Origin of the sequence: Micromonospora hortensis (assembly GCF_022230935.1) — a bacterium.
Lineage (GTDB): Bacteria > Actinomycetota > Actinomycetes > Mycobacteriales > Micromonosporaceae > Micromonospora > Micromonospora hortensis.
The window spans coordinates 347900-356748 of record NZ_JAKKFE010000011.1 but is presented as its reverse complement, the minus strand read 5'-3'; the positions used below and the strand labels follow the sequence as shown (position 1 = coordinate 356748).

Below are 8849 nucleotides of genomic sequence, written 5' to 3'. Positions count from 1 at the left end.
GTTGCGTGGCTTTGCGCTGCCTGAGGGGCGTTGGGGCCGTGGGCGACGTGGGCGCCGTGAGCGACGGTGGCGCCTTGGAGGGCTTGTGCACCTGGTGCGCCCGCGTCGCCTTGCGGGCCGTGGGCTCCGGTGGCACCTTGGGCGCCGGAGTCGCCTTGCGGGCCTTGGGCTCCGGTGGCACCTTGAGCGCCTGAGTCGCCCTGAGCGCCGGTGGCGCCTTGGAAGCCGTGAGCACCTTGTGCGCCCGCGTCGCCTTGCGCGCCTGCGTCGCCTTGCGCGCCCTGAGCGCCGGTGGCACCTTGGGCGCCTGCGTCGCCCTGAGCGCCGGTGGCGCCTTGGAAGCCTTGAGCACCTTGTGCGCCCGCGTCGCCTTGCGGGCCTTGGGCTCCGGTGGCACCTTGGGCGCCTGAGTCGCCTTGCGGGCCTTGGGCTCCGGTGGCACCTTGAGCGCCTGAGTCGCCCTGAGCGCCGGTGGCGCCTTGGAAGCCTTGAGCACCTTGTGCGCCCGCGTCGCCTTGCGGGCCTTGGGCTCCGGTCGCGCCTTGGGCTCCTGCATCGCCCTGAGCACCGGTGGCACCTTGAGCGCCCGCGTCGCCCTGAGCGCCGGTAGCGCCTTGAGCGCCCGCGTCGCCCTGAGCGCCGGTAGTGCCTTGGAAGCCCTGCGCGCCGGTAGCGCCTTGAGCGCCCGCGTCGCCCTGTGCACCTTGGGCTCCGGTAGCACCTTGAGCTCCTGCGTCGCCCTGGGCACCCTGGGGGCCTTGAGCGCCATGCTTGTCGTGCGGGTAGTCGCCCTTGTCCTTATCGTGGCCACCCCAGGGGCTCTGCCAGCCCTGCGGACCGTAGTCCTTCTGCCCATCGGGGTACTGGTCCCACGAATCGCCGGGTCCGTCGCCGTCTTGGCTGACTGTTGACCAGAACCCGCCGTGCTGGCCCAGTGGACCGGGCGTACCGATGTGTGCGTCCTGTGCGGACGGCTTCGTTTCCACCGGCTGCGCTGCGGCTACGGGCCCACCGGTCATCCCGACTACCAGTAGGGCGGAGCTGAGCCCTGAAGCGGCCCGGCCATGGTTCCGGCTGCGTCGCAGCCGTCGGTTGTTACTCATGACCCCTCCAGAGCCACCCGATGCACCCAGGGCTACCTGCTAGTCACCTGGCGTCGTTCAATGGGCGAGTCGTAGCGTATTCGACTGTTTGATCGGTCGACAGGGGTTTTGGTGGGATGTGGGTACATCTAGGAGAAGGTGGAACTTATTTGCGATAGAGGGCATAAAGCCTGGCCATCGCGTTGTGGACTGCTGATCCCAAGGACTTGTCACGTTCGACGGTGAATGACCGCCACGACCCGAAGGTTTGTCGGGGGTCTTGGTTGGACCGCGGTAGGCGGCGGCGTCCGTGCGGAAAACCGCCACCGCGCCGGTCCTGTACGGAGGAAGGCACGCGGAGGCCTGGGGGTGTCAGCCTCGTGCTTCTCGCCCCGGCATTGTCTCCGCGAGTGCGGCGGCCACCCGGGACGCCTCGCGTCGACCCTGATCGCGGGCTGCGGCCACGAGCGCGGGCACGACGGATCGGTCCATCACGCTGGTCCCCTGCGCTCGTTTGGAGGCCGGGTCCCGGAGCAGCAACTCCACCCGGCGACCCGTTCCCAGCGCGGCTCGCTGCTTGTCGATGCGCGCCCAGGGTCCGATGGCGGCGGTGCTCGGCGCGAGGGCGATGACGGGGCCGCCTCCGGAGGCGAGGTCGAGGTTGACTGTCGACCGCATGCCGCCGTCCATGTAGCGGCGGTCGGCGATGCTGACCGGGGCCGTGGAGATCGGCATGGCGCAGCTCGCGGCGACGGCGTCCACCAGGGGGACGCTGTCGTGCCGGGTGATGGTGCGGCTGGCGCCGGTCTCGGTGTCGACGACCACGATGCGAAGGTCCACCTCGTACGGCCAGGCATGGTTGGGCAGGCGGGCCTCGGCTATCCGGCGCTGCCGGGACGGGTCGTCGATGCGTGCGCCGAGGGCGAGTCGGCCGAGGCGGCGAGCGGCCTGCTCGGGGCTGCGCGCGAACAGTTGTGCCCGCGCGAGCCGAAGCAGGTGGAGAAGGCCCGGTGCGGGTGAGGTTTCGTGGGCGACACCGCCGCGCTGGCGCTCGAAGAGTTCCGCGAGGGGCGTGCCGCTGCCGAGTTGGGCGCCGACAACGGCACCGGAGCTGGTGCCAATGACGACAGCCGAGGGAGCCACCGTCACTCCCTCGTCCGCGAGCCCGGTGAGGATGCCGACCTCCCAGGCGATGCCAGCCACTCCACCACCACCGAGCACCCAGACGGGCCGCACGTCGTCCGTCATCAGTCGCCTCATTCGACGTCGAATACTGCTAACACTGTACGCAGTTTAGGCTGACAATGACGAGGAAGAATTGACAACGGGCGATCAGGGCTCCCGTCGTCCGACGAGGATGCCGCCGAGCCGGCTCTCCGCCGAGGTGACTGTCGTCTGCGAGTCGACAGTGAAGCCGCTCTGGCGCAGCCAAGCCGCCACCTGGGCTGGTTGCCGACGATGGACGCGCACGTTCATCGGGTGCCCGCCGTAGCCCTCGGTCTTGACTGTCGTTTCGTCGCCCACGTGGAAGCCGAGCAGCAGCGGGCCACCGGGGCGCACCACCCGCCGGAAGTGGGCCAACACGACGCCGACCTCGTCGTCGGGGATGTGGATGAGGGAGTACCAGGCGACCAGTCCGGCGACCGAGCCGTCGGCCAGATCGAGGTCGGTCATCGAGCCGATCTCGAACCTCAGCTCCGGGTGGTCACGGCGGGCCACGTCGATCATTCCGGGCGAGAGATCGATCCCGAAGGCGTCGACGCCGAGCGTGTGCAGGTAGGCGGTGATTCGACCCGTGCCGCAGCCCACGTCCGCTACCGGCCCGCCGCCGGCACCCTGTACGAGTTCGGCGAACGAGGCCAGGGCGGCTCGTTCGTACGGTGCCTCCGCCAGGAGGTCACGTACCAGGTGCGCGTAGCTGACCGCGACCGTGTCGTAGGAGGTGCGAGTCGCTGTCAACCAATCGTCTACGGTCACGAGTCCAACGCTAATTCAGCGACACACCGATGCCTGACCGTGCCGGACCGACAGTTTGGAGGCGTCCACCCATGACTTTTGCGCCGGTGATCGTGAGTTTGCCCATCGCCGACCGGGCCACCTCCTACCGCTTCTATCGCGACGGACTCGGCCTCGACGCGGTGGGTGAGTTGGCCGACGACGGCATCCCGGAGCCGCTGCAGTTCGTGGTCAACGACGGGCTGCGGCTGATGCTCATCCCGACCGGTGGCTTCGGTTGGGTGATCGGCCGGCACGAGGTCGCCCCGAGGGGCCAGAGCGAATGCCTGTTCAATCTTGGTGTCGCTTCGCCGACCGAAGTGGATGCTCTCGTCGAGCGGGCGCGCGCTGCCGGCGCCGAGATCATCACCGAGGCGGCAGACCAACCCTGGGCGTACGCGGGTGTCTTCGCGGACCCGGACGGCCACTTGTGGATGGTGTCCGCCGATTCGAAGTCCTGAAACTGTCGGCGGTGGTCGATATGTTCCGAGGGTGACCGTGACCACCGATGCCCCTGGAACGCTACCCACCCCCGCTGACGAGGCCCGGCTGTGGGCGCTCATCGAGGCGGCCTGGGCCGAGTTGGGCGCCGAGCCCTTGGCGCTGCGGCAGGCCCTCGTCGAGCGCGACCCCGCCGACGACGACGGCGACGATGACGGCCCGTCCTCCGCGATCGACGCCTGGCTTGATGCCTTCCTGGACCATCTCGGGCAGCTGACGGTCGAGCTGACCGGGCAGGAGTTGACGGATCTCGACCGGGTGGTGGAGCGCAAGCTGTACGACATCGATCGGGAGGACATCCACGAGGTGACCGACGGGTCGGACGACGGCTTCCTCTACGCCCGAGGTTTTATCGTGGCCCTGGGGCGGTCGTACTACGAGGCGGTCCTCGCCGACCCCGCGATGGCGCTGCTGGACGCCGACTGCGAAGGGATGTGCTACTTCTTCGCGCACCTGCACAACGACCGGTTCGGTTCCTGGCCGGAGACCGGCTCCGGGATCTCCCGGGAGTCGTTCGGCAATCGGGTCGGCTGGTCCGCCTGAACGTTGCCATCCGCCTCAGCCCGGTTTGCGCTGCTGGGGTGGGGCTGCTTCCGTCGCCGGCAATTCGATCCGGCGGAGGCTGACCACCGAGACACCCGGCGGAGCGCTGGTATACCGCTCCAGGTTCTCCAGCAGGCCCTTGTGCCGCGCGTGTGCTTTGCAGACGCTGTCCAGATACTCCTGCCGGATCCGCGCGGTGCCCATCACGATGCCCTGGCGTGCCCGGTCCACCTGTTCCTGCCGCCCGGTGTAGATCCACACGACGTCGGGCACCACGGTGTCGGCCGGCACCGAAAGCCCGGTGGTGAGCACCGTGCGGTGGTAGTTGCCCTCACGTTTGTCCAGTTCGATGAGTTGCTCTCCCCGTACCAGGATCAGGATTCCGTCGAGGGCTGCCGGCGCAGCCGCGTCCGGCTCGGCATTGAGGAACAGCACCTGGATTTCGGGTTCGTCGCCGCTCGCCAGGTCCTGGTAGCGGATACGGCCCGGTCCGGTGTTGTCGGTGCAGACACTCCACGTCCGGCGCCAGCCGTTCAGGGTGGCCCGGCAGTAGTCGACGCCCTCCCGAGCGGGCCGACCGAGCAGGTCGCTGACCGTTTCGGGCGCGACCAGTGAGCCGTACGCGAAGATCCCGTACGTCGCCGGCTCGTCGAAGCGATCCCAGCCGCGCCACTCGCGAGGCCGTCGGGTCAGGTCCGGTTCGATCGGCACCGCCCTACCCTCGTGGAAATCCTTGCCCAGCGCATAGCTGTGCTGGTCGTGGACGCTGATGTTCAACCCAGCGACCCTGGCTTCCACCACCACGAAGATGTGGTAGGTGCGGCTGTCGAGCTGCCGGCCCTGCACACTCGTCGCCCGCCCGTCGCGCAGAGGCGCCTTGAGCGGGATCCAGAGGGTCAGCGGCATGCACGAGTCGACCCGAGGCCACACCCGTTCCTCCACCTCAGTGGCCTCCGGGCTGAGCACCTGGAGCTGCTCGCGTTTGAAGAAGGTGCTGCCGTCGATGAGCGACGTGGAACGGAAGGCCAGGTAGGCCCGTGCCCGGATGTCGCTCAGCGCGACGCCGTGGATCTTCTTGTAGAAACGGATCGCGATGATCCCGTCCGTGCTGACCTGCACCGGCCCGGCGGTGTCCGAGCGCAGCTCGGCGAGGCTGGACAGACTTCCCTTGGACCGCCAGGTGAAGAATTCGGTGGCGAAGATCCGGATCATGACGATGCCGATGATCGCGGCCGGGGTGACCGCACCGAGAAGGCTCGCCAGTGTGGCGAGGAATTCGTGCCAGGTGTTTCCATTCTGCCGGGGAAAGTCCTCCGCACCGAGGAGCGACCGAGCGGTCGCCAGCCAGGTCTGCGGGAAGCCCTTCGGTCCGCCACGGTCGGTCGGCTCGGGGCCGGCGGTGAGCATCGCGGCCACGGTGAAGGCCGCCGAGACGGCCGCGACGAAGAGGACCAGCGCCGTCACCAGCTGCCAGGCTGAGGCGCGAGCGACCCAGAAGCGGCCGGCCCTGCGGATGACGGGGTGCGACCCAGGCCAGTTAGTCCTCATTGGACCCCCTCCCGTGGGGATCCAGCGTAGGCGTGCGAGCGTCATCGGTGAGTGTCGTTCAACAGACATGCCGGTCCGCGACGACAAGCTGCGGACCGCGGCGCTGCGTGCTCGGCACCCCACAAGTGATCAGGTGGAGCCTTACGCCTTCTCAAGCACGATCAAGTGGTACTCCAGCCAACACCGTAGGTCGACGCCCATGTTTCTCTCCGTCGTGCGGCGGGATCAGACGTAGATCTTCGTGGCGTACGCCGGGCCGTAGTGCCGTTCCAGGTCTTCGAGGCTCTCCGTCGGTGCCTCGACCTCCTTGATCAGGCGCGCCCGGGACGGCAGTGCCTCGGGCTGCCAGGTCTCCGGCCGCCACAGCGCGGACCGCAGGAACGCCTTGGCGCAGTGGTAGAAGATCTGCTCGATCTCCACCACCACGGCGAGCACCGGCCGGTGCCCCTTGACCACCATGTCGTCGAACCAGGGCGCGTCGCTGACCAGGCGGGCCCGCCCGTTGATCCGCAGCGTGTCGGTCCGCCCGGGGATCAGGAAGAGCAACCCGACGTGCGGGTTGTCGAGGATGTTGCGGTAGCCGTCGGCCCGCTTGTTGCCGGGCCGCTCGGGCAGCGCGATCGTCGTGTCGTCCAGCACCAGGGCGAACCCCGCCGGGTCGCCCTTGGGTGAGACGTCGCAGCTGCCGTCCGCGCCAGCCGTGGCCATCAGGCAGAACGGCGAGGCGCCGAGCCACTCGCGGTCCCGTTCGTGCAGCCGGGTGCGTTCCTTGGTGGCGGCCCGCGCGTTCGGCACGCCGAGAAGCTCGCGCAACTCCTCGTGCGAGGTGATCTCCACCGTCACGTTGATCCTCCCTCAGCCGTTGACCCGGTGGCGGGGCACCACCGTCGTCAGCCTAGGCCGCCGTGACCAGCGCGAGGTTTGTGCCTGGTTGCCGGGGGTACGGCCTCACCCGACGCGCTCGCCGCACGAGACCGTTCCGCAGGACGCCGACCAGTGGAGGCCGGGAGATGGAGAGCCGACTCAAGGTGCTGGGTCACCCAGTCCACCCGATGCTGGTGATGTTCCCGGTCGCGCTGCTGGCCACGGCGGTGCTGTTCGACGTGGTGGACACCGTCGGCGGTCCCGACTTCCTCGGCGAGGTCGCGTACTGGAACATCACCGTCGGCCTGATCGGCGGCCTGCTCGCCGCGGCGGCCGGCACGTTCGACCTGCTGGCGATCCCGACCGGCACCCGCGCCAAGCGGGTGGGTCTACTGCACGCGGGCGCCAACGTCGCGGTGATCCTGCTCTTCGCCGCCGTGTGGGCGGTGCGGCTCAACGCTGATTCCCGGGCCGCCGGCGGGGCACTGGTCGCCATCGAGGTGGTCGCCCTGGCGATTCTCGGCATCAGCGCCTGGCTCGGTGGCGAGCTGGTCGACCGGCTCGGTGTGGGCGTCGACCCTGATGCGGGCCTGGATGCGCCCAGCTCACTACGGCCACCGACGGCCACCCAGCGGATCGGAGAGGTGTGATGAGCGAGCAGCAGTTCGGCGGCTTCGGCCGGGGGTGGCGCGGCAACCGGCAGCAGGGCTGGGACCCGATGGGGGAGTTGCAGTCGCTGCGCTCCGAGTTGAGTCGCCTGGTCGGTGGTCGCGGCGGGGCGTCCGACGTCGAGTTGACCGAGACCTCGGACGGCTGGGAGGTCGTCGTCCGGCTGCCCGGAGTGGCGCCGGAGGAGGTGGCCGTCGAGTTGGACGACCGCGAGTTGTGCGTGCGGGCCCGTTCGGAGGCGGAGGTCAACGCCGACCAGGGCATCCCCGGCGGCTTCGAGACGCGCGGCTTCGAGTACCGGGTCAACCTGCCGGCGCGGGTCGACCCGGACACCATCGACGCGGTGATGGACCACGGCCTGCTCCGGGTCCGGCTGCCACGGGCGACCCGGCCCGCGCCGCGCACCATCACCGTCGGCCGCACCGGGCCGCGCTCCGGCGACTTCGGGACGGGTACGTCGATGCCAGCCGATCCCGCAGCGGACCGGGAGTTGCACCGCCCGGACACCGCCGGCGAGATCGACCGGCCGTAGCGGGCCGGGTGGTCACCCCGTCAGTGCTCGGCCCGACGGCCGAGCGCCTTCCCGACGTGCGGCGGATCGCCGTGCTGCGCGCCAACGCGCTTGGTGACTTCATCTTCGCCCTGCCGGCGCTGGACGCGTTGCGCAGCGCGTACCCCTCGGCGGAGATCGTGCTGCTCGGGGCGCCGTGGCACGCGAAGCTCTGGCGCGACCGGCCCGGCCCGGTGGACCGGGTGCTGGTGGTGCCGCCGGCAGCCGGCATCCGCACGCCGGAGCCGGGCGAGCCGGAGTCGTCGATCGACGACTTCGTGGCCGCTGCCGCTGGTGCGGAATTCGACCTGGCGGTGCAGATCCACGGCGGGGGTGCCAACTCCAACCCGCTGATCAGTCGGCTTGGTGCCCGGTTGACTGTGGGCCTGCGCGCCGACGACGCGCCGCCGCTGGACCGGTGGCTGCGCTACGTCTACTACCAGCACGAGGTGATCCGCTACCTGGAGGTGGTGGCGCTGGCGGGAGCGCCGGCCACCACCATCACGCCGACGCTGGCGGTGACCGACGCCGACCGGGCCGAGGCCGCCGGGGTGCTTGGCCCGGGACGCCGTCCCCGGGTGGCGTTGCATCCGGGCGCCACCGACACCCGCCGCCGCTGGCCCGCCGAGCGCTTCGCCGAGGTGGCCCGGGCGCTGCACGAGGACGGCTACGAGGTGCTGGTCACCGGCACGCCCTCCGAGCAGGAGGTGGTGTATCGGGTCGTCGCCGCGGCGCAGGTGCCGGTGCGTCCACAGGTGGGCACGCTCAGCCTGGGCGGGCTGGTCGGCTGCTACGCCGACTGCGCGTTGGTCGTTTCGAACGACACCGGCCCGCTGCACCTGGCCGCAGCGGTGGGCGCGCCCACTGTGGGCATCTTCTGGGTCGGCAACCTGATCAACGGGGCCAGCCCGCTGCGGGGTCGACACCGGCCGATCAGCTCGTGGACTGTGCACTGCCCAGTCTGCGGTGTCGACTGCACACCGGGCATTTATCCGCACCGGCCCGGCGACGGTGACTGCCCGCACCGGGACTCGTTCGTGACCGACGTACCGGTGATCGAGGTGCTGGAAGCCGCCCGGGAGTTGCTCACCCGGTAG

General features: G+C 69.9%; 9 protein-coding genes and 1 pseudogene. 5 read left to right on the top strand and 5 right to left on the bottom strand.

Features of this window, described 5'->3' with window-relative positions:
* From NIE111_RS08595 to NIE111_RS08585, 3 genes and pseudogenes are all read right to left on the bottom strand, one after another.
* Positions 1-769, bottom strand: a pseudogene (locus NIE111_RS08595) (hypothetical protein); the annotation flags it as partial.
* 685 nt (positions 770-1454) lie between these two features.
* Positions 1455-2330, bottom strand: coding sequence for a patatin-like phospholipase family protein (locus NIE111_RS08590; protein ID WP_238683848.1), 876 nt, complete (start codon positions 2328-2330; stop codon positions 1455-1457).
* A gap of 84 nt (positions 2331-2414) precedes the next feature.
* Positions 2415-3059, bottom strand: a complete 645-nt coding sequence (locus NIE111_RS08585; RefSeq protein ID WP_238683847.1) for a class I SAM-dependent methyltransferase — start codon at positions 3057-3059, stop codon at positions 2415-2417.
* Positions 3060-3130: 71 nt separating this feature from the next.
* Between NIE111_RS08585 and NIE111_RS08580 the strand changes: the two genes are divergently transcribed.
* Both NIE111_RS08580 and NIE111_RS08575 read left to right on the top strand, forming a co-directional pair.
* Positions 3131-3538: a VOC family protein gene (locus NIE111_RS08580; protein WP_238683846.1), complete on the top strand. Its 408-nt coding sequence runs from the start codon at positions 3131-3133 to the stop codon at positions 3536-3538.
* Between the two features lie 31 nt (positions 3539-3569).
* Positions 3570-4121 (top strand): DUF4240 domain-containing protein, encoded by a 552-nt coding sequence (locus NIE111_RS08575; RefSeq protein WP_238683845.1) that lies wholly within the window; start codon positions 3570-3572, stop codon positions 4119-4121.
* 15 nt (positions 4122-4136) lie between these two features.
* Here the strand turns inward: NIE111_RS08575 and NIE111_RS08570 are convergent, their stop codons facing one another.
* Together NIE111_RS08570 and NIE111_RS08565 are read right to left on the bottom strand one after the other, a co-directional pair.
* Positions 4137-5585 (bottom strand): hypothetical protein, encoded by a 1449-nt coding sequence (locus NIE111_RS08570; protein WP_238683844.1) that lies wholly within the window; start codon positions 5583-5585, stop codon positions 4137-4139.
* Between the two features lie 309 nt (positions 5586-5894).
* On the bottom strand, positions 5895-6512 hold the full coding sequence (locus NIE111_RS08565; protein WP_238683843.1) for a pyridoxamine 5'-phosphate oxidase family protein: 618 nt from the start codon (positions 6510-6512) through the stop codon (positions 5895-5897).
* 167 nt (positions 6513-6679) lie between these two features.
* On the opposite strand from NIE111_RS08565, the gene NIE111_RS08560 reads away from it, so the two are divergent.
* From NIE111_RS08560 to NIE111_RS08550, 3 genes are read left to right on the top strand one after another with little or no spacing between them, the layout of a single operon-like run.
* Complete coding sequence (locus NIE111_RS08560; protein ID WP_238683842.1) at positions 6680-7183, top strand: DUF2231 domain-containing protein; 504 nt, start codon at positions 6680-6682, stop codon at positions 7181-7183.
* The gene (locus tag NIE111_RS08555) at positions 7183-7734 is read left to right on the top strand and encodes an Hsp20/alpha crystallin family protein (RefSeq protein ID WP_238683841.1); all 552 of its coding nucleotides are present in this window, start codon (positions 7183-7185) and stop codon (positions 7732-7734) included. The genes NIE111_RS08560 and NIE111_RS08555 overlap by 1 nt, the downstream gene beginning before the upstream one ends.
* Before the next feature lie 8 nt (positions 7735-7742).
* The gene (locus NIE111_RS08550) at positions 7743-8849 is read left to right on the top strand and encodes a glycosyltransferase family 9 protein (RefSeq protein WP_238683840.1); all 1107 of its coding nucleotides are present in this window, start codon (positions 7743-7745) and stop codon (positions 8847-8849) included.